A 20,378-nucleotide genomic window follows, 5' to 3' on the forward strand; every position below is an offset into this window, starting at 1 on the left:
TGTGCGCATCGACGCCGTGCGGGGCACCGACCTGTTCATCGGCTCCGCCGCCGCGGCCCGCCAAGTGGTCAGAGTGACCCTGAGCGGGCCGCCGGCGGTGACACGGGTCCGGGTGGAGGGCAAGCGGGTCTTCACGCCCGAGCCCGTCACCGCCGACGTCCACCCGGACGGCGTCACCGTGGAAGTCGGCGTCGTCTGCCAAGCTCCCGAAGGCTCGGAACACCGGGTCACCGTGGTCGCGGAGTCGGCCGGGCAGCGCGTCACGGCGGAGGCGGACCTCGTCGTCGCGGAGACCGGCTGGACGATGTGGATGGTCTCGCACTTCCACTACGACCCGGTCTGGTGGAACACCCAGGCCGGCTTCACCGACACCTGGCTCGACCTGCCGCTGGCGCAGGAAAAGCGGATGACCTTCCAGCGGTCGGCGTTCGACCTGGTCCGCGCGCACCTGGAAGCCGCCCGCGACGACGAGGACTACCGGTTCGTCCTGGCCGAGGTCGACTACCTCAAGCCGCACTGGGACACCTTCCCCGGCGACCGCCAGGACCTGCGGCGGTTCCTCCGCGACGGCCGGATCGAGCTGGTCGGCGGCAACTACAACGAGGCCAACACCAACCTGACCCACCCGGAGTCGACGATCCGCAACGCCGTCTACGGCGTCGGCTACCAGCGGGAGGTCCTCGGCGGCGACCCGCGCTCGGCGTGGATGCTCGACGTGTTCGGCCACGACCCGGCCTACCCCGGGCTGATGGCCGACGCGGGCCTCGAGTCGAGCGCCTGGGCGCGCGGGCCGTGGCACCACGTCGGGGCGAAGCGGCACACCGGCGACATCGGCCGGATGCAGTTCCCGTCGGAGTTCGAGTGGATCTCGCCGAGCGGGCGGGGCCTGCTGACCGCCTACATGGCCGACCACTACGTCGCCGGCTGGGGCATCGAGCGCCAGGACACCCTCGAAGAGGCGATGGAGGAGGCCTACTGGCAGTTCAGCACGCTGCGGCAGGTGGCCGCCACGCGCAACGTGCTGCTGCCGGTCGGGCACGACCACAACATCCCGTCGCGGTTCTGCACCGAGATCCACCGCACCTGGAACGCCCGGTACGCCTGGCCGCGGTTCGTCGTCGGCCTGCCCCGGGACTTCTTCGCCGCGGTCCGCGCGGACGCGGCGGCGCGCGGCACGGCGATCAGCGTGCAGACCCGGGACATGAACCCGGTCTACACCGGCAAGGACGTCTCCTACATCGACACCAAGCAGGCCCAGCGCGCGGCGGAGGTCGTCGTGCTCGACGGCGAGCGCGCGGCGACCCTCGCCGCCCTGCTCGGCGCGCGGTACCCGCACGAAGCCCTCGACAAGGCCTGGCGGCAGCTCGTCTACGGCGCCCACCACGACGCGATCACCGGAACCGAATCCGACCAGGTCTACCTCGACCTGCTCACCGGCTGGCGCGAAGCGGCCGAGCGCGGCGGCGAGGTCCTCGACGGCGCGATCGCCGAACTGGCCCGGCACGCCGACACGTCCGGGGACGGCGTGGCCGTCTTCGTGCTCAACACCCTCTCCTGGACTCGCGATGCCATCACGTCGGTGACCGTGACCCCGGGGACCACGGGCGCGCGGGTGGTCGACCCGGACGGCCGCCCGGTCCCCGCCATCACCGACGCCGTCGTGCGGCATCCCGACGGCTCCCTCGCCGAACTGACACTGACCTTCTTGGCGACGGCGGTGCCCGCGCTCGGCTACCGCGTCTACCGGGTCCTCGACGCGGACACCGTGCCGCCCGGGTGGACGGTCCGGCCGGGGCCGCCGTCGATCGAGAACGACGTCTTCGCCGTCGAAGCCGACCCGGCACGCGGCGGAGCGCTCAAGCGCGTCCACGACCGGCGCAGCGGCCGGGAACTGCTGCGGGACGGCGGTCTCGCGGCCGGGCTGGTGGTCCAGGACGAGCACGCCGAGCACCCGGTGTGGGGCGAGGGCCCGTGGCACCTGCTGCCCAAGGGCCCCGGCCACGGCCCCGGCGCGGCGGACGTCGTCGTCGAGACCAGCCCGCTGGGGGAGCGGCTCGTCGCGACGACGGCACTGGACGACCTGCGGATCACCCAGCGCACGACGCTGTGGCGTGGAGTGTCCCGGGTGGACGTTCGCACCCACGTCGACGGTTCGGTGGGCCGGGACCGGCTCCTGCGTGCGCGGTTCGACTTCGCGGTGCCCGGGGCGCTCCCGGTGGCCGAGGTCGGGTTCGGGGCGATCGGCCGGTCGTTCGGCTTCCCCGACGTGGACGCGGCCGAGCACCTGTGGACCCTGGACACCCCGGCCCACACCTGGGCCGGGCTGTCGGCGACGGCCCGCGTGACCCTCGTCGGCGACGACGGCACCCGGACCGCGCACGCCATCGGCGTCGCCGAAGTCGTCGAGCCCCTCGAACCCGGGCCCGAGGTGCGCGCGCTGGTGGCGGCGCTGGCCGCGAAGGGCGTGACGTCGACGTGCACCCGCCCGGGCGGCCCGCGCTACGGTGCCCTCGACGCCGACTCGAACCTGCCCGACGTCCGGATCGTGCTGGGCGGGGACAATCCCTACGCCGCCGAGGTCTTCGCGCTCGCCGGGCCCGCGTACCGCGACGCGTTCGACCGCCACGGCCGGGTGTTCGTCCCAGCGACCCCGACCCGGCGCGAAGCCTGGGTGCCCGACGCCGACCTCCGGGGACCGCGCGACTTGCCGGTGGTGATCATCGGGGACGTCCCGGCGGCCACCGCGGAGTTCCGCGCGGGGGCCCTTGACGTGCGGGTTCCTTCCGGTTCGGAAGGCACGGCCGAACCCGTCGACGGCTACTCCGTCGCGGTCGTCAACCACGGCACACCCGGGTTCGTCGTGGACCCGGGCGGCACGCTGCACCTTTCGCTGATGCGCTCGTGCAGCGGCTGGCCCAGCGGGGTGTGGATCGACGGCGACCGCCGGACCGCGCCGGACGGCTCGAGTTTCGCCTGGCAGCACTGGACCCACACGTTCGACTTCGCGATCGTCGCGGGCGAGGGGGACTGGCGTGACGCCGGTTTCCCGCGCAGCGCCCAGGAAGCCGCCCACCCGCTGCGGGCCCGGCAGGTGCCCGCCGACGGCGGCGCACTGCCGCCCACGCTGAGCCTGATCGCCGTCGAGCCGGCCGAAGTCGTGCTGACGGCGGCGAAATCGGCGGGCAACCCCCTCGCCACGGGAGCGGTCGCCGCTCCTTCGGACGCGATCACCCTGCGGGTGTACGAGCCGTCCGGGACGCCGGCCACGGCGTTCGTCTCGCTGCACGGCGGCGTGCGGTCGGCCTGGCGCACCGACCTCCTCGAGGAGCGTGGCGAGCCCCTTCCGGTCGACGGGGGCCGGGCGCGCGTCGACCTGGGTGCCGCGGACGTGGCGACGCTCCGGCTCGAGCCGGTCGTCCGCCGCTCGGAAGCGGGACGGGAGATTCTCCGCGCCGCGGAGCCCGTGCAGCCGGTCCACACGCGGTACTGGTTGCACGACGAAGGACCGGCGCCGGTCGGCAACCTGCCGGTCAGCGTGCACGTGACCCCGCCCCGGCTGAAACTCGGCGAGGACGGGCGGGCCCGGTTCGACGTCACGGTCGCCTGCAGTGGCCGGCGGGCGCACGGGCGCGTCGAGCTGGACCTGCCGCCGCGGTGGCGGCTCTCGAAGGCCCCGGACCTGGACTACGACCTCGAGCCGGGAGAGCACGCCCGGATGGCGGTGGAGGTGCGGGGGCCGGCGGAGCCCGGCCGCTACCTGCTCGCCGCCCGGATTGCCGACGACCACGGCCAGGTTCTCGAAGACACGGCCGAGGTTCTGGTGGGGGCGCCGCCGGCGGGTGACGACCTGGTCGACGTCGCTGTGGGGACCGAGGCGATCGCGGTGGAACCGGGCGGGAGCGCGGAACTGGTGGTGTCGCTCGCCAACCTCGCACAGAGCGAAATCCGGGGCGGGGTGACGGTGATCAGCCCGTTCGGCACCTGGGCGGACGAGGTGACGATCGGCCCGCGGGCCCAGCCGTTCCGGCTCGCGGCAGGGGAGCGGACGACGGTCCCGATCACGATCCGCGCGGCGGCCACGGCCCGCCCCGGCGCGCACTGGTGGGCCCTGGTCCGCGTGACCGGCCGCGGCCGCCTGTCCTACACCCCGGCGGTCGAAGTCCGCATCACCGGCTGACCAACGGGGCCGGTCCAAAGCGCCCCAATGTGGCGTTGGTTGCGTCCAACGCACCGAACGCCACATTGGGTGCGTCTGACGCACCCAATGCCACATTGGGGCGTTTGAGACCGGGCCCTAGACGCAGCGGTAGTCGCCCGCGGCGGGGCGCTGAGAACTGCCGGCAGAACCAGGCAGGACGCTCAGCAACTCTTCGGCCGCCGCCATCGTGGGGCGGGCCGTCGGGTAGGGGTGGAGCAGCCGCAGCACGGCCCCGATGACCGGGCCTTCCGTCCGCGGGCTGATGATGCCGCTGCCGTCGTGCGGAGGGTGTCCCTCCAGCGCCGCGTAGAGCGTGGCGCCGAGCGAGAACACCTCCGACGGGAAGTCGGGGAAGCCCCCGTCGAGCACCTCCGGCGCGAGATAGGCGCGCGCACCGGAGCCCGCCACGATCCCCGCGTGGCCGTCGGCCGAGATGACGACGTGGTCCGGGTCGAGGGCGGCGTGCAGGACACCCTCGTCGTGCGCGGCGGCCAGCGCCGCGGCCAGCTGGGCGCCGAACCGGGCGACGAGCCCGGGGGCGAGCGTGCCGTGCTCTTCGAGCAACTCGGTCAGCGTCCTGGCCCCCGGGTACTCCAGCACCAGATAAGTGGTGCAGTCGTCGTCCACGACGTCACAAATCGCCGCCCGCGGCGCGGGGATGGTGGGCGCCGCGGGCGGCTCGTCGAACAGCGGCTTGACGGCGACGATCCGGTCGAGCCGTTCGTCCCGGGCGTGCACCGTGCCGTGCCCCGCCGGGCCGAGCAGCCGGTACCGGTCGCCGATCAGGGTGCCTTCGTGCGCCACGTCGTCGTCCCTCCGCGTGATCCACCGTCCTGCTGGGGGATACGGCCGAAAAGCGAATCCGGTTCGCTTGATCGACTCGATTTCCCCCAGCAGGGTGGGCCGTCACTTCAGGGGCCGGACGCTCCCCAGCGTCGGGACCACCTTGGCGATGGTGCCGTCCGGGGTGAACCGCAGCCGGTCGATGGTCACTTCGCGGTGGGTCCCGTCGCCACCGGGGATGGCGAACCGGTGGTAGGCGATGTACCACTCGTCCTTCCCCGGCACCTGCACGATGCTGTGGTGACCGGTGCCGAGGATGCCGAGCGACGGGTCCTTCTCCAGGATGACGCCCCGGTTGACCAGCCCGTCGCCCAGCGGGCTCGTGGCCGTCGCGTAGCCGACACGGTAGTTCTCGCTGCCCGTGTCGTCGATCGACCACGTCAGGTGGTACGTGCCGGCCCGCTTGGTCATGAAGAGCCCTTCGCGGAACCCGTCCAGCCCGGTGAGCTGCTTGATCTTCGCCGGGTCGTACGACGTCAGGTCGGCGTTCAGGGGCACGACGTAGGCGTTGCCGTTGCCCCAGTACAGGTACGTCTGCCCGTCGTCGTCGGTGAACACCGCCGGGTCGATGGCCTGGCCGCCGTTCGGGTTCGCCGCGATCAGCGGCTTGCCCAGCGCGTCCGTGAACGGACCGGTGGGGGAGTCGGACACCGCGACGCCGATCTTGGCGTCCGCGCAGAAGTAGAAGTAGTACTTCCCGTTCTTCCGCGTGATGGTCGGCGCCCAGGCCCGGCTGTCCGCCCAGGACACGTCCGGGCCGAGGTCGAGGATCTTCGGGTGCCGGGTCCAGGTGACGAGGTCCTTGCTCGACCACGCGTCGAACGTCGTGCCCGACCAGCCGGGGAAGCCGTCGGTCGTGGCGTAGATGTAGTACGTGTCGCCGAAGCGGACGATGTTCGGGTCCGCGTTGAAGCCGGGCAGGACCGGGCTGTTCATCACGACCGCGCTGACCGTCCACGTGCGCCGCTGCCAGCCGGCGCCGACGACCGAGTAGCCCACCGGGCCGGTGAAGTCCTGCCGGGAACCGTTGTGGGGGAACACCTGCGTGCCGTCGGCCACCTGCAGTACCGGCGCCAGCCGCCGCACGTCCGTGCCCGGCTTCACCGGCAGGACGATCGTGCCCTTCGCGCTGTCGATGATCGCCGGCACCTTGAGCGAGTCGAGAGTCACCGAACCGACGGCCGTCTCGTTGCCCGGCGCGCCGAGCACCTCCTTGGCGGTCAGCCCCCGGTTCCACACGGTGAACCGCCGCATCTTGCCCTGGAAGTACTTGTCGGCGCCGTAGGCCGACCGGCCCAGGTAGTTCGACGTCGTGATGCCCGCGCCGAGGTCGCCGGGTTTCGTGGTGACACCGTCCACATGGGACACTTCGACGCCGTTGTCGTAGAGCCGTGCCGTCCCGTTCGCCAGCGTGTACGTCAGCGTGTGCCACGCACCCCGGCTCAGTGCCCGCTTGCTGTCGGCGTTCTGCTCGGTCGACCAGTTGCCGGACGCGATCGCCGCCCGGTAGGTGTCCCCGGTCGCGAAGAGGTAGCCGTCACCGGCGTTGTCCGTGCTGTTGCCCAGGTTCCACAGGAAGTACGGCGTCTGCTGGCCGGGGTCGACCCACACCTGCGCGGACACCGTGATCCCGCTCAGGCCGCTCATCAGGTTGTTCGGCAGAGCGACGTATCCGTCCTTGCCCGCGAAGGAAAGCCCGTCCGCCGAGCGCGTGACACCGCCGTGCATCGTGGCGTCCCGCCGGTTCCCGGAGACGTCGGTGACGGTGTCGCCCCGGCCCGCCGCCGTGAGGTCGTAGTCGGCGACGACGCCCTTGCCGTCGGCGGTCACCGGCGGCGGGCCCTGCCGCAGCCGCGCCAGTTCGGCCTTCGTCACCGGCAGCACGGTGCCGTGGCGCGGGCTCTTCGGGAGCTGGTACTCGGCCGGGATCGACCAGTTCGGCTTGGCGAGGGAGTCGGTGACGAAGGGGACGTAACCGCGGCGCGGCGTCTCGTCCATGAAGGCGTAGATCTTGTTGCTGTCGTTGGCCTTGAACATCGTCGGGCCCTCGACCCAGTCGGTGCCGAGCTTGGTCCGGATGCAGTCGGAGACGAGCTCCCAGTTGCGCGGCTTCGTCGTCGGGAGGTCGACCGCGCGCAGGTTCTTCGACCGCTCGAGCACGATGTCGCGCTCGCAGGACCCGATCACCTTGCCGTCGGTGGTCAGCCGGTAGTAGTAGTCGCCGTCCTTGAGGACGGTGGAGTCGATGACGCCGGCCCCGGGGTCGTTCCACACCTGTGGCTTGCTGAAGGTCCGGAAGTCGCGGGTGGTCGCGTACATCATCCGTGGGTAGGTCGAGCCGGTGTGGTCGACGTCCGTGGGGGCATAGGGGCTGGTGGCCCAGTAGACGACGTAGGCGCCGATCGTCGGGTCGTAGGTCGCCTCGGGCGCCCACGTCATGCCGGCGGTGTCGTCGGAGACCCGGACGTGCCGCTGGTTCGACCAGGTCACCAGGTCGGTCGACTCCCAGATCTCCAGGTACTGGCTGCCGTGCCGCTGCGCCTGGTCCCAGCCGCGGCCGTCGTTGATCTGCAGATCGGTGGCGACGATGTAGAACCGGTCGCCTTCGGGGCTGCGGACGATGAACGGGTCGCGGACGCCGGTCTCGCCGTAGTTCGAGCGCAGGACGGGACGGCCGCCGTTGAGCTCGTCCCAGTGCAGCGGGTCGTTGCCGCGGCTGGCCGCGAAGTGGATCTGCTCGGTGTCCTGCGTCGCCTCCCCGGTGAAGTAGGCGAACATGTACCCCTCGAGCGCTTCCTTCTTCGGCAGCGGCAGGACGGTGAGCGTGAAGGAGCGTTCCGCCGTCGCGTAGCCCTTCGTCGCGCGGACCGTGAGACGCGCCTTGGCCGGCCGCGCTCCGGCCGCGGGCCGGGTCACCTCGCCGGTGGCGGTGACGACGCGGGGGTCCTGGCTGCGCCAGGTCAGCGTGACGTCGCGGGCGCCCTTGACCGGCAGGGTGATGTTGCCGCGGATCGCGTCCTGGTCGGGGAGCACGATGTCCTTGAGCGCGTTGTCGACCTTCTGCCGGTCGGTGATGTCCTGCGGCACCGTGACGGTGAAGGACCGGCTCGCGGTCTGGCCGGCGTAGGAGACGGCCGCCGTCAGGGTGACCTTCGCGTCGCCGGCGCCCGGCGCGGGACGCGTCACGACACCCGTCGCCGACACGACGGCCGGGTTGCTCGACGACCAGGTGATCGCCGAACCGCCGGCCCCGGTCCTGGGCAGGGTCAGGTTGTCGGTGACGGCCGAGGTGTCGCCGAGGTCGAGGGCGGCCGCGTCGGCCGCGGCGCGCCCGGAGGCGGTGCGCTCGCCGAGAGCACGGGCTTCGTCGGCGGTCACCGCGCGGTCGTAGACGCGGAAGTCGCGGACGTTGCCCTTGAGGTACTTGTCGCCCGAGTAGACCGAGCGGCCCAGGTAGTCGGCGGTCGTGGTGCCGCCGCCGATCGAGCCGGGCGTGATCGTGACGCCGGTCTTGCGGGCGACCTCGATCCCGTCTTCGTACAGGACCGCGGTCCCGCCGCCGAGGGCGTAGGTGACCGTGCGCCAGCTGCCGCGGGCGAGGTTGCGGCCCGCGTCCGCCGTCTGTTCGGTGGACCAGTTGCCGGAGGCGATCGAGGCGCGGAAGGAGTCGCCCGTGGTGAACAGGTAGCCGTTCCCGGTGCCGCCGCCGTCGGTGTTGCCGAGGCCCCACAGGAAATACGGCGTGCCCTGGTCGGTCGCGACGTTCACTTGAACCGAAACCGTGATGTCCGTGAGATCCCGCATGAGGTTGTCGGGCAGCCGGACGTGCCCGTTCGTGCCGCCCAGCCGCAGCCCCTCGTCGCCCTGCCACGTCGTGTCACCGCTGACGGTGGCGGTGCGGCCGTGGCCCGACGCGTCGGGCACGGTCGTGCCGGAGCCGCCGGTCAGGTCGTAGCGGACGACCAGGCCTTCGTCCAGGGTGGCCGCGTGGCCGGAGGTGGCCCAGACGGTCGTGGACGCGGCGGCCACGGCGAGGGTGGCGAGGATCGCGGTCAGCGGGCGGGACCGCCGGAAGAACTTCGGCGACGACGTCGTCGCCGAGAGTCGAACGGGCATACCGGCTCTCCAGGAGGTGGGCGCCGACGGCGCGGGAAGAGGACATCGCGCGGGGAGTTTCCGGAACCTGCGAATGGGCCGCCGGGCGCGAAGTGAGCGCTAACATAGCTCCCGTTCCGCGCGGGGTCAATTGGCTGTTTTGCCTGGTGGTGTCCGACCTTCCGACGATCGGACCCTTGACACCCTGTGGCGCGGGTCACTTACACTGCGACGGCGTGTTAACGTTAACAAGGCTGCCGTGCCCGGCACTCGACGACGAGATGGGTGGACGATGATCAGTCGACGGGGACTGATGGCGGGCGTGGCGGGAGCCGCGGTCGCCGGTGTGGTCGGCGGCCGGGCCGTGGCCGGGGCCCAAGCCGCTCCCGGCGGGTACGTCATGGCGTACTTCACCGAGTCGCCGTCCATGACGGGGGCCGACTACGGGCTGCACCTGGGGGTCAGCCCGGACGGCCTCGAGTGGATGCCGCTCAACCGGAACAACCCGGTGGTGACGCCGACGGCGGGCACCGGCGGGCTGCGCGACCCGTTCGTGCTGCGCAAGCAGGACGGCCGGTTCGTGGTGCTGGCGACCGACCTCAAGGGCACCGACTGGTCGCTGCAGAACCAGTACGTCCACGTCTGGGACTCGGCGGACCTGCGCGGGTTCGCCGGCTACCGCCGGATCAAGCTCCATTCGATGGCCACGCACAGCTGGGCGCCGGAGGCGTTCTGGGACTCTTCGCGCGGCCAGTACGCGATCATCTACTCGGCGGCCTCCGGCGGCCACGACGTCATCATGGTCAACTACACCACCGACTTCGCGACCGTCAGTGCGCCGCAGGTGTTCTTCGACCCCGGCCACGCGACGATCGACGGGACGATGGCTTCGATCGGCGGCGTCAACTACCTGTACGTCAAGAACAACACCAACAGCACCCTGGTCGGCCAGCGCTCCGGCTCCCTCGCGCCCGGCAGCTTCACCACGTACAAGACCGGAATCTCACCCGGGCGGGGGGTGGAGGCGCCGCAGATCGTCCCGGCGCTGTCGGGGAACCGCTGGTACCTCTGGGGTGACACGTGGAGCCCCAACGGCCGGTTCTTCTGCTGGGAGACCACCGATGTGGCCGCCGGGAACTGGACGCTGCTGAACGACCGCGCGTACACCCAGCCGCTGAACTCCAAGCACCCCGGGATCACGCCGATCACGGCCGCGGAGCTGTCCGGCCTGGTCGCGCAGTGGGGTGCGCCGGCGTGGCGGCGGCTCAAGTCCTACAACTTCCCGGACCGCTACGTCCGGCACGCCGACTCCGTGGGCCGCATCGACCCGTATCCGTTCGACCCGTACCAGGACCAGCTGTGGAAGCTGGTGCCCGGGCTGGCGGACGCGTCCGGCGTCTCGTTCGAGTCCGTCAACTACCCCGGCCGGTACCTGCGGCACAGCGATTACCAGCTGCGCCTCGCGGCCGACGACGGCTCGGCGACGTTCACGGTGGACGCCACCTTCCACCAGGTGCCGGGGCTCGCCGACGCGAGCTGGTCGTCGTTCCGCTCGCACAACTACCCGGATCGTTACGTCCGGCACTACTCCTACGTACTGCGGATCGACCCCCTCGGCAGTACCTCGTCCACTGTGGACAAGCAGGACGCGACTTTCCGCGTCGGCTACTGACATCGCTCGCGAAGGAGCCGTCATGCTACGACGACGTGGCGTGGTTCTGTCCTTGCTCGTGTTCGCCGCCGTGCTGCTCGGCGCACCCGGTGCGCAGGCCGCGCCGGTGACGGTGACCAACGGGAGCCAGTTCACCGACACCTCCGGCGCCCTGGTGCACGCCCACGGCGGCGGGATGCTCAAGGTGGGCGCGTACTACTACTGGTTCGGCGAAAACCGCAACGCCGACGACACCTTCCGCGCGGTCTCGGCCTACCGCTCGACCGACCTCGAGACGTGGGAGTTCCGGGGCGACGTGCTGACCCAGTCGTCGGCGGCCGAGCTGGGCCGGGCGAAGATCGAGCGGCCGAAGGTGATCTACAACAGCTCGACCGGGCAGTACGTCATGTGGATGCACAAGGAGAACGGCGACGACTACGCCGAAGCCCGCGCGGCCGTGGCCACCTCGTCCACAGTGGACGGCGCCTACTCCTACCGCGGCAGTTTCCGCCCGCTGGGTGTGCACATGTCGCGGGACATCACGCTGTTCAAGGACGACGACGGCACCGCGTACATGGCGTCGGCGGCCCGCGAGAACGCCGACCTGAACGTCTACCGGCTCACCGCCGACTACACCGGCGTTTCCGCGCTGGTGCAGACGCTGTGGCCCGGCTCGTACCGCGAGGCCCCGGCGATGTTCAAGCGCAACGGCGTCTACTTCCTGCTGACTTCGGGCGCCACGAGCTGGCAGCCGAACCAGCAGAAGTACGCCACGGCCACCAGCGTCACGGGTACGTGGAGCGGGTTGACGAACGTCGGGGACTCCACGGGTTACGGCAGCCAGACGGCGTACGTGCTGCCCGTGCAGGGCTCGCAGGCGACCTCGTATCTCTACCTCGGCGATCGATGGGCCGGTGCGTGGCAGCGTCCGGTCAACGAGTCGCGGTACGTGTGGCTGCCGCTGAGTTTCCCCAGTGCCACGACGATGTCGATGAGCTGGTACCCGCAGGTGAGCATCGACGCGGCCACCGGCGTGGTCGCGGGCGTCGGCACCGGCAGCGCGTATGAGTCGCTCGTCGCCCGGCACAGCGGGAAGTGCGCCGACATCCCGAGTTCGTCCCGCAACGACGGCGTGGCGCTGACGCAGTACACGTGCAACAACGGCGGGAACCAGCAGTGGAGCGAGCTGGACCTGGGCAACGGGTACGTCAACCTGATCGCGCGGCACAGCGGGAAGTGCCTCGACGTCTCGGACGGCTCGACGGCGGACGGCGCCGCGGTGGTTCAGTGGGCGTGCGACGGCGGCACGAACCAGCAGTGGCAGGCGCAAGCCGTCAGCGGCGGGTACGTCCGGTGGGTGGCGCGCCACAGCGGCAAGTGCCTGGACGTCGTTTCCGCGTCCACGGCCGACGGTGCCGCCGTCAAGCAGTATCCGTGTACCGGTGTGACGAACCAGCAATGGCAGCGGCGGGCGGCCTGAACGGCTCCTTTCGGCCCTTGACGGCCGGAGGACGGCTCGCTAGCTTTTGCGAAACTCCTTCATGTTTGGGGCCGCCATCATGCGCATGCTCGTGGCTTTGCTGACCGCCGTGGCGATGACGTCCGGCGTCGTCGCCTCCGCCGTGGCCGAAGACGTTCCGCAGCACCGGTTGACCGTGCGCGGCTCGGCCTTCGTCGACGAGTACGGCCGCGAAGTGGTCTTGCGCGGCTTCAACGTCTCGGGCGAGGTGAAGCTCGCGGAAAACGGTTTCCTGCCGTTCGCCAACGCGGCCGACGCGCGTCGCTCGGCCCAGGCGATGCGGGCCCTCACCGGCGCGAACGCGGTGCGGATCCCGATCGCGTGGGCCGGGACGCAGCCGGTGCGCGGGCCGGTGAACACGCAGTACCTGGCCGCGCTGACCGACCAGATGAAGGCGTTCCTGGACGAGGGTTTCACCGTCCTGCCGGACTTCCACCAGGACCTGTTCTCCCGCTACCTGTTCAACCGCGGCAGCTGGTACACCGGCGACGGCGCGCCGAAGTGGGTCGTCGACCTGGGCGGCTACCCGGCGGAGAGCTGCGGCATCTGCGCGCACTGGGGGCAGAACATCACCCAGAACGGCGCGGTCCAGGACGCCACGAAGGACTTCTGGCACAACGCCCGCGGTGTGCAGGACGAGTTCGTCGGCCAGGCCGTCCAGACGATGTCGTATCTGAAGGGCAACCTCAGCGCCGCCCAGTTCGCGGGCATCGCGGGGATGGACCCGTACAACGAGCCGTTCGCCGGGCGGTACGACTCGGGCCAGGACAGCAAGGCGTGGGAGCAGAACGTGCTGTGGCCGTTCTTCAAGCGCTTCCGCGACGCGATGGATTCGGCCGGCTGGCAGGACAAGCCCGCGTTCGTCGAACCGAACATGTTCTGGAACGCCAACATCTCCTTCCAGCTGCACCCCGGCGGCTTCCAGGACACCGGCGTCATGGGCCCGCGGTACGTGTTCAACACGCACTTCTACGACCAGCTCGCCCAGTCGGGCGTGTTCATGCCGGGCAAGGCGGGCGACGGCCAGTACAGCGCGAACTTCGGCACGGTCCGCGACCGCGCGACGGCCTTGGGCACGGCGGCGATCGTCACCGAGTTCGGCCACCCGATGACCGGCTACACCTCGGACAAGACGCCGACGGTCGACAAAGCGATGTACCAGGCCCTGGACTCCCGCGTGTCGGGCGCGAACTGGTGGGGCCGGCCGGCGCAGTCGGGCCCGGTGCTCTCGGCGACGCAGTGGCAGTGGGACATCTACAGCGGCCGCCACCACGAGCTGATGAACGACAACCCGGACAAGGTCAAGACCGACGGCGACGCCTGGAACGGCGAGGACTTCTCGTCGGCCCGCACGGCGGACGACGGAACGGTCCAGCTCCGCCAGGACGCGCGCCTGCTCGACCGCCTCTACCCGGCCGCGGTCGCGGGCCACACGCTGGCGTTCACGTACGAGGACCGCTCCCGTGACGGCAGCCAGACGCTGACGTGGAACCGGATCCCGTCGACGATGCCGGCGACGGCCGCGCTGACCGGCACCGGCCGGTACGGCGTCCTGGTGTGGCAGGGGACGGACGCGGGCGCGCCGACCGAGCTGCACGTCCCGGCGGGGATGACCCCGACGGTGGTCACGGACCTGGCCTCGGCCACCCGGGTGGGCGACCGCCTGCGCCTGCCGGCGACCCCGGGCCTGCACTACGCGCTGGTCGCGGAACCGGCGAGCGCGCCGACGGCGGCCCAGCTCGCGGCGGTCCGGGCGGAACTCGCGGCCTGGGCGCCCACGGCGGTCGCGCGGTAATCGCCCGGGTGTCGTATTTTCTTCGGATTCCGCCCGGCGTAGCGTAATGTCGCGGGGTTGATTTCCGGAGAATTCACCGCCCCATTCGCGATCGCTGCCGCAGGGGAGGAAGAATGGCGGGATTTCGCTCGGTCCGGCGTTTCACCGTGGCTGCTTCGCTCGCGCTGGCGACCTGCTTCGGCCTGGTCGCGCCGGTGCCGGCGGCCCTGGCCGCGACCACGACGAGCTGCCCCAGTGGAATCCAGGGCCTGGACCGCACCACGCTCACCCTGCCGGGCACCTGCGCCGGTTTCCCCGATCAGGGTGCGCCGTACGTGTTCCGGATCGCCACCCTTTACGGGTGGCGGCTGGTCGGCCTGGACGTCCTGCTCGTCCGGCTCGGTCCCGCGACGGCGACCTGCCCGGGCTACCAGGTCTCGGCGGACGGATCGGTCACGGCCACCCGCTGCGCGTTCACGTCCTGATCGGTCCACTGTGGACCGCTAGCGCAGGGTCTCGATCCCGGCCAGGAAGATGTCGACGCCCGCGAGGAACTGCTCGCGGTCGTCGTGCTCCCGCAGCTGGGTCGCGGCCTGGTGGACGAACGGGTACTCGTCCGGGTCGAGTGACGCCCAATGGGCGGCGATGTCGCCCAGGAACGCCGAGCGGTCCGCCTCGTCGGCGGCGAGCAGCCGGGCGTTGGCGGCGTTCTGCCCGGCGACGCCGAGCACGTAGTTCACGAGCGCGCCCGCGGCGTCGAACAACGCCCGCTCGGGTACGGCGAGCGCGACGAGCAGCCCGCCGATGCGCTCGTAGATCTCCAGCAGCGCGGGCCGCCACGGCTCCCGGGACAGCTGGGCGCCGACCCAGGGATGCGCGTCGATCGCGTCGAACAGCCCCAGTGACACGGTGCGCAGCGCTTCCCGCGGCTCGCCCTCGGCGACGGCGTCGGTCATGACCCGGGCGATGACGGCGTCGGTCGCCGCCGCGAGGAGGTCGCTCTTGTTGGCGACGTGGTGGTAGATCGCGCCGTAGCCGGTCGACAGACGGGCGGTGAGGGCGCGGAACGTCAGTGCGGCCTCGCCGCCGTCGTCCAGGATCGCGGCCGCCGCCTGCACGATCACTTCCTTCGACAGCCCGTCCGTGCGCCGCTGGGCTCGTTTCGCCATGCGCTGATCATCGCACGGTTGGAACGTCGATCCAAACTCGTGCTACGGTGGTGATTGGAACGGCAATCCAATCGGAGGAAACCATGACTGTCACGATCATCGGCGCCGGCCTCGGCGGTCTCGTCCTGGCCCGCGTCCTGCACCGGCACGGCATCCCGGCCGAGGTCTACGAGGCGGAAGCCTCGCCGGCCGCCCGCCGCCAGGGCGGCATGCTCGACATCCACCCCTGGAACGGCCAGCTCGCGCTGGAGGCGGCCGGCCTGACCGAGGGGTTCCGGAAGCTCGTCCTGCCGGGCCGCGAATCCTCCCGCGTCGTCGACCGCGACGGCACGGTGCTGCTCGACCGGCCCGACGACGGAACGGGTGAACGTCCCGAAGTGCAGCGCGGCGAGCTGCGGCAGCTGCTGCTCGACTCGCTGCCGCCCGGAACCGTCCACTGGGGACGCAAGGTGACCGGGGTGCGGTCCCTCGGCGGCGGCGGCCACGAGGTGAGCTTGGCCGACGGCGCCACGGTCGTCACGACCCTGCTGGTCGGCGCGGACGGCGCGTGGTCGAAGGTCCGTCCGCTGCTGTCCGCCGCCACCCCGGAGTACGTCGGCGTGACGGTCGCCGAGACGTTCCTGTTCGACGGCGACGTCCGCCATCCCGCCGCCGCGAAGGCCGTCGGAGCCGGAGCGCTTTACGCACTCGCGCCGGGCAAGGGCATGGTCGGGCACCGGGAGGGCGACGGGACGCTGCACGCGTACGCGCAGCTGTTCAAGCCTCAGGACTGGCTCGAAGGGGCCGACGCCGAGACCGTGACGGCCCGGGTCGCCGAGGAGTTCGACGGCTGGGCGCCCGAGCTCAGGGCGTTGATCACCGACAGCGACACGCCGCCGGTCCTGCGCCGCCTCTGCGCGCTCCCGGCCGACCATCGCTGGAACCGGGTACCGGGAGTGACCCTGCTCGGCGACGCGGCCCACCTCATGCCCCCGAACGGCGAAGGCGCGAACCTGGCCATGCAGGACGGCGCCGAACTGGGCCGGGCCATCGCGGCGCACCCGGGCGACGTGGAGACGGCACTGGGCGAGTACGAGCAGGGAATGTTCGAGCGAGCGGCGGCGGAAGCGGCGGACGACCTCTACGAAGTCATGTACGGCGACGACGCGCCGCACGGCATGGTCGCCCTGCTGTCCGGAGCCGAGGGCGCCGCGATGTAGCAGGGGAAGCGGGGTGCTCGAATGTGACTGGGATCTCGGCGGGAGAAGGTCGACGGGCAATGGTAAACGCCGTTAACCTCCGGCATGGTTCATGCCGCCCGGATGGCCGCGGTCCCTCGTGATCCGCGCGCCGACGAGTACCCCATGTCCTCGGTGCCGCACGGCTGGTACGCGCTTCTGCGGACCAGCCAGCTGCCGCGCGGCGAGGTCGTGCCGCTGCATTACTTCGGCCGCGCCCTGATCGCGTTCCGCGGGGCGGACGGGAGTCCCGCGGTGCGTGACGCCTACTGCCCGCATTACGGCGCACATCTGGGTGCCGGCGGGAAAGTGGTGGACGGGACGGTGGAGTGCCCGTTCCACGGGTGGCGTTTCGGCGCGGACGGCCGGTGCACGCACGCGCCGTTCGCCGCGCGGCCGCCGAAGGTGTCCATCGGCGGGTTTCCCGTCCGCGAGCACAGCGGGCTGATCTTCGCCTATACCGGGCCGGAAGCGCCCGGCTGGGAAGTGCCGGAGATCCCGGAAACCACGTCCCGGCGGTTCGCCCGTCCGATCGACGACGTGAACACCGCGCGGATCCACATCCAGGAGATGCGCGAGAACATCGTGGACGAGTCCCATTTCCACTTCATCCACGGGCAGCACGAGCCCCCGGTGCAGAACCTCGTCACGGACGGGCCGTTCGCCGAGGTCCGCGGCCGCATCCGGCGGCGGATCCTGCGCTGGGACATCGACAACACCTTCGACGTGTTCATGTACGGCCCCGGCGTCATGGTGGTGCGCGTCCACGGCGCCCTCCTTTCGCTGACCGCCGTCGCGCTCACGAACCCGATCGACGACCGCACCAGCGAGCTGAGGATGCTCTACTACGTCCGCAAACCGGCCAGGCTGCCGTTCCTCGCGCCGATCCTCAAGCTGGCCTTCCGGACGCAGGCGTTCGGCGAGGTCCGCGAAGAAATCGGGATCTGGGACCACAAGATCCACCAGGCCCGGCCGGTCCTGCTGCCGCACGAGAAGGGCATCAAGGCGCTGCGCCGCTGGTATGCCCAGTTCTACGCGGAAACGGCAGGCCCGGAACGACCGGCTGCCGGGCCGGGGCGAAGACAGGGGTAGGCGCCGAGCTCCTCGGGCGGGCGGCGTCTACCTGGTCAGACGGCATCGGCGTTGGACCTGTTCACCAAACTTCGATCGGAAGGCGGATCGTTGTATCGCCCTGAGGACATCGAGCTTCGGACGAGGGGAGGGCCGGGCGCCCGGAAATGCCGTGAGCCGGGTGCGTGGTGGCCGGTGCACGGCAGGCGGGGGCTACCCTGAAGGGCGATGACCGAGAACCAGCAGCCCAGGACGTACAGCATCCGTACCTTCGGCTGCCAGATGAACGTGCACGACTCCGAGCGCCTCGCCGGGCAGCTCGAGGACGCCGGCTACGCCCCCGTCCGGGACGGGGCCAAGCCGGACCTCATCGTGTTCAACACCTGCGCCGTCCGGGAGAACGCCGACAACAAGCTGTACGGCACCCTCGGGCACCTGCGGCCCGACAAGGTCGCCAACCCCGACCTGCAGATCGCCGTCGGCGGGTGTCTCGCGCAGAAGGACCGTGGCGAGATCGTCAAGCGGGCGCCGTGGGTGGATGTCGTGTTCGGCACCCACAACATCGGGTCGCTGCCCACGTTGCTCGAGCGGGCCCGGCACAACGCCGAGGCCGAGGTCGAGATCCTCGAATCGCTCGAGACCTTCCCCTCGACGCTGCCCGCGCGGCGCGAGTCGTCCTATGCGAGCTGGGTGTCCGTTTCGGTCGGGTGCAACAACACCTGCACCTTCTGCATCGTCCCGGCGCTGCGCGGCAAGGAACGCGACCGGCGGCCCGGCGAGATCCTCGCCGAGGTGGAGGCGCTCGTCGCCGAGGGCGTGCTCGAAGTCACCCTGCTCGGCCAGAACGTGAACTCCTACGGCGTCGAGTTCGGCGATCGGCTGGCGTTCGGGAAGCTGCTGCGCGCCTGCGGGACCATCGACGGGCTCGAGCGCGTCCGCTTCACCTCGCCGCACCCGGCGGCGTTCACCTCCGACGTCATCGAGGCGATGGCCCAGACGCCGAACGTCTGCCACCAGCTGCACATGCCCCTGCAGTCGGGCTCGGACCGGGTGCTGCGCGAGATGAAGCGGTCCTACCGCTCCGCGCGCTTCCTGAAGATCCTCGACGAGGTCCGCGCGGTCATGCCGGACGCGGCGATCACCACCGACATCATCGTCGGCTTCCCGGGCGAGACCGAGGAGGACTTCCAGGCGACCTTGGACGTCGTCGCGCAGGCCCGCTTCTCCAGCGCGTTCACCTTCCAGTACTCGAAGCGCCCGGGCACGCCGGCCGCGACGATGGACGGCCAGCTGCCGAAGGAGGTCGTCCAGGAACGCTACGAGCGCCTGGTCGAGCTGCAGAACGCCATCTCCTGGGACGAGAACAAGAAGATCGTCGGCCGCCGTGTCGAGCTGCTCGTCGCCGAGGGCGAGGGGCGCAAGGACGCCGAGACGCACCGGATGAGCGGCCGGGCCCGTGACGGGCGGCTGGTGCACTTCACGCCGACCGGCGCCCACGTCGACCGCTCGGTCCGCCCCGGCGACGTCGTCGAGACGGTCGTCACCTACGGCGCGCCGCACCACCTGGTGGCGGACGGCGAGCTGCTGTCGCACCGGCGGACGCGGGCCGGCGACAACGCGGAGGCCGGGCTGCGGCCGAAGACGAGCGGCGTCACGCTGGGCCTGCCGGGCTTCGGTGCCCCGGCCGCCCGGCCCGAACCGGTGAGTGGGTGTGCGCTGTGACGGAGTCCCCGGGCAACGGCGAGGTGGCCGAGCTGGCCGCCGAGATCGACGAGGTGGGCGAGCGCGCGTCCCGCACGGTGGAGCTGGGCCGCCGCGGGTTCACCATCGCCGTGTTCACGTTCGTGCTGCTGGTCTGCCAGCTCCTCCCGTGGGTCGGTGACCACGCGGGCTGGCAGGTGCTGGCCGGCGAGGGCGGCGGCATCCCGCAGCTGTTCGCGGCGACGTCGACCGGCGTCGGCATCCTCGCCTCGGCGCTCGCGCTGGTGACGCGCCGCTGGTGGCTGGCCTGGGTCTGCGCCGCGGGCGGCTGGTTCGCCTCGGTCGACGGGCTGCTGGCGATCTGGTCGCAGCAGTCGTCGCACGCGCCCGGGTCCGCGGGCGGCGGCCCCGGGATCGGCCTGATCATCGCCTGGCTCGTGATGATCTGCCTCGCGGTGCAGTGGATGCGGACGGCTTTCTCGCGGTCGTGAGGACCGGTGGGGACCAGGCTCAGCCTCAGCCGACGCGGAGGGTGAGGGTGCTCGCCGAGTACGCGGCGGCGTACAGCGTCGTCTCGGGGTGGTAGAGCCGCAGTGAGACGGTGGCGCTGAGGCTGAAGCTCAGGCTGAGGGAGAACCCGCCGTTGGGCCGGCAGGTGGTGTCGGCGATGTTCACCCAGGCCCCGGCCTGCAGCTGCTGCACGATGACGGCCTCGAGGACCTCGGTGCCGTCCTCGGCGCGGGCGGCGTCGAGCACCTTCAGGTTGCCCTTGAGGTCGACCTTCTCGTTGACCTTGACGTGGTCCTTGGAGAGCTTGCCGTCGACCTTCACCTTCCCCTTGCCGGCTTCGACGGCGGAGGTGAGCGGCGCGGCCCCGGCGGGCGCGGCGAGAGCCGGAGCGAGCCCGGCGACGGCGATGGTGATCGCCAGAGCGGAGAGGATCCTGCTGGCACTGAACGGTGTCCTGGTCATGGTCGACAGTTGAGCACCGGCGGTGGCCCAAGGCGCGCGGAAACCCCCGTCAGGGCCACAACCGTCCCCCTTCGGGCTGATACCGCCCGGCCCCGCTTGCCGAGCCCCGTAAAGCCGTGAAGGCCTCCTTACCGGCTCTTATGGCCGGTAAGGAGGCCTTCACGGACT

At 71.2% G+C, this 20,378-nt stretch carries 13 protein-coding genes; 9 read left to right on the top strand and 4 right to left on the bottom strand.

Annotation, left to right across the window (positions count from 1 at the left end):
• The first annotated feature begins 1 nt into the window (after window position 1).
• Window positions 2-4,177: a glycoside hydrolase family 38 C-terminal domain-containing protein gene (locus AB0G28_RS34925; protein WP_361099194.1), complete on the top strand. Its 4,176-nt coding sequence runs from the start codon at window positions 2-4 to the stop codon at window positions 4,175-4,177.
• Between the two features lie 117 nt (window positions 4,178-4,294).
• Here the strand turns inward: AB0G28_RS34925 and AB0G28_RS34930 are convergent, their stop codons facing one another.
• Both AB0G28_RS34930 and AB0G28_RS34935 read right to left on the bottom strand, forming a co-directional pair.
• Window positions 4,295-5,002, bottom strand: a complete 708-nt coding sequence (locus AB0G28_RS34930) for a serine/threonine protein kinase (RefSeq protein WP_361099197.1) — start codon at window positions 5,000-5,002, stop codon at window positions 4,295-4,297.
• A 102-nt stretch (window positions 5,003-5,104) separates the two neighbouring features.
• The gene (locus tag AB0G28_RS34935) at window positions 5,105-9,157 is read right to left on the bottom strand and encodes a family 43 glycosylhydrolase (RefSeq protein ID WP_361099200.1); all 4,053 of its coding nucleotides are present in this window, start codon (window positions 9,155-9,157) and stop codon (window positions 5,105-5,107) included.
• Window positions 9,158-9,428: 271 nt separating this feature from the next.
• Here AB0G28_RS34935 and AB0G28_RS34940 point away from each other — a divergent pair, with 271 nt between their 5' ends.
• From AB0G28_RS34940 to AB0G28_RS34955, 4 genes are all read left to right on the top strand, one after another.
• On the top strand, window positions 9,429-10,808 hold the full coding sequence (locus AB0G28_RS34940; protein ID WP_361099204.1) for a glycoside hydrolase family 43 protein: 1,380 nt from the start codon (window positions 9,429-9,431) through the stop codon (window positions 10,806-10,808).
• Between the two features lie 22 nt (window positions 10,809-10,830).
• Window positions 10,831-12,267 carry an RICIN domain-containing protein gene (locus AB0G28_RS34945; RefSeq protein WP_361099207.1) on the top strand — a complete coding sequence of 479 codons (1,437 nt, stop codon included), beginning with the start codon at window positions 10,831-10,833 and terminating at the stop codon, window positions 12,265-12,267.
• A 79-nt stretch (window positions 12,268-12,346) separates the two neighbouring features.
• Complete coding sequence (locus AB0G28_RS34950) at window positions 12,347-14,101, top strand: cellulase family glycosylhydrolase (protein ID WP_361099210.1); 1,755 nt, start codon at window positions 12,347-12,349, stop codon at window positions 14,099-14,101.
• 113 nt (window positions 14,102-14,214) lie between these two features.
• Window positions 14,215-14,565, top strand: a complete 351-nt coding sequence (locus tag AB0G28_RS34955; protein WP_361099213.1) for a hypothetical protein — start codon at window positions 14,215-14,217, stop codon at window positions 14,563-14,565.
• Window positions 14,566-14,583: 18 nt separating this feature from the next.
• On the opposite strand, the gene AB0G28_RS34960 is transcribed toward AB0G28_RS34955, so the two are convergent.
• Window positions 14,584-15,249 carry a helix-turn-helix domain-containing protein gene (locus AB0G28_RS34960; RefSeq protein WP_361099216.1) on the bottom strand — a complete coding sequence of 222 codons (666 nt, stop codon included), beginning with the start codon at window positions 15,247-15,249 and terminating at the stop codon, window positions 14,584-14,586.
• A gap of 83 nt (window positions 15,250-15,332) precedes the next feature.
• Here AB0G28_RS34960 and AB0G28_RS34965 point away from each other — a divergent pair, with 83 nt between their 5' ends.
• The 4 genes from AB0G28_RS34965 to AB0G28_RS34980 all read left to right on the top strand — a co-directional run bounded on the left by AB0G28_RS34965 (window position 15,333) and on the right by AB0G28_RS34980 (window position 19,729).
• Window positions 15,333-16,448, top strand: a complete 1,116-nt coding sequence (locus AB0G28_RS34965) for an NAD(P)/FAD-dependent oxidoreductase (RefSeq protein WP_361099219.1) — start codon at window positions 15,333-15,335, stop codon at window positions 16,446-16,448.
• Window positions 16,449-16,550: 102 nt separating this feature from the next.
• Entirely contained in the window at window positions 16,551-17,558 is a 1,008-nt protein-coding gene (locus AB0G28_RS34970; RefSeq protein WP_361099222.1) for a Rieske 2Fe-2S domain-containing protein, read from the top strand.
• A gap of 207 nt (window positions 17,559-17,765) precedes the next feature.
• Entirely contained in the window at window positions 17,766-19,259 is a 1,494-nt protein-coding gene (gene miaB / locus AB0G28_RS34975; RefSeq protein ID WP_361099225.1) for a tRNA (N6-isopentenyl adenosine(37)-C2)-methylthiotransferase MiaB, read from the top strand.
• Window positions 19,256-19,729, top strand: a complete 474-nt coding sequence (locus tag AB0G28_RS34980; protein ID WP_361099228.1) for a hypothetical protein — start codon at window positions 19,256-19,258, stop codon at window positions 19,727-19,729. The genes miaB and AB0G28_RS34980 overlap by 4 nt, the downstream gene beginning before the upstream one ends.
• Window positions 19,730-19,754: 25 nt before the next feature.
• Here the strand turns inward: AB0G28_RS34980 and AB0G28_RS34985 are convergent, their stop codons facing one another.
• Entirely contained in the window at window positions 19,755-20,210 is a 456-nt protein-coding gene (locus AB0G28_RS34985; RefSeq protein ID WP_361099231.1) for a hypothetical protein, read from the bottom strand.
• Between the last annotated feature and the right edge of the window lie 168 nt (window positions 20,211-20,378).

The organism is Amycolatopsis sp. NPDC021455 (genome assembly GCF_040640995.1).
Taxonomy (GTDB): Bacteria; Actinomycetota; Actinomycetes; order Mycobacteriales; family Pseudonocardiaceae; genus Amycolatopsis.

Coding starts and splice junctions, on each gene's coding strand:
- AB0G28_RS34935 (WP_361099200.1), bottom strand. CDS start 9,157: ATGCCCGTTCGACTCTCGGCGACGACGTCGTCGCCGAAGTTCTTCCGG.
- miaB (WP_361099225.1), top strand. CDS start 17,766: ATGACCGAGAACCAGCAGCCCAGGACGTACAGCATCCGTACCTTCGGC.
- AB0G28_RS34955 (WP_361099213.1), top strand. CDS start 14,215: ATGGCGGGATTTCGCTCGGTCCGGCGTTTCACCGTGGCTGCTTCGCTC.
- AB0G28_RS34985 (WP_361099231.1), bottom strand. CDS start 20,210: ATGACCAGGACACCGTTCAGTGCCAGCAGGATCCTCTCCGCTCTGGCG.
- AB0G28_RS34945 (WP_361099207.1), top strand. CDS start 10,831: ATGCTACGACGACGTGGCGTGGTTCTGTCCTTGCTCGTGTTCGCCGCC.
- AB0G28_RS34970 (WP_361099222.1), top strand. CDS start 16,551: ATGGCCGCGGTCCCTCGTGATCCGCGCGCCGACGAGTACCCCATGTCC.
- AB0G28_RS34965 (WP_361099219.1), top strand. CDS start 15,333: ATGACTGTCACGATCATCGGCGCCGGCCTCGGCGGTCTCGTCCTGGCC.
- AB0G28_RS34960 (WP_361099216.1), bottom strand. CDS start 15,249: ATGGCGAAACGAGCCCAGCGGCGCACGGACGGGCTGTCGAAGGAAGTG.
- AB0G28_RS34940 (WP_361099204.1), top strand. CDS start 9,429: ATGATCAGTCGACGGGGACTGATGGCGGGCGTGGCGGGAGCCGCGGTC.
- AB0G28_RS34950 (WP_361099210.1), top strand. CDS start 12,347: ATGCGCATGCTCGTGGCTTTGCTGACCGCCGTGGCGATGACGTCCGGC.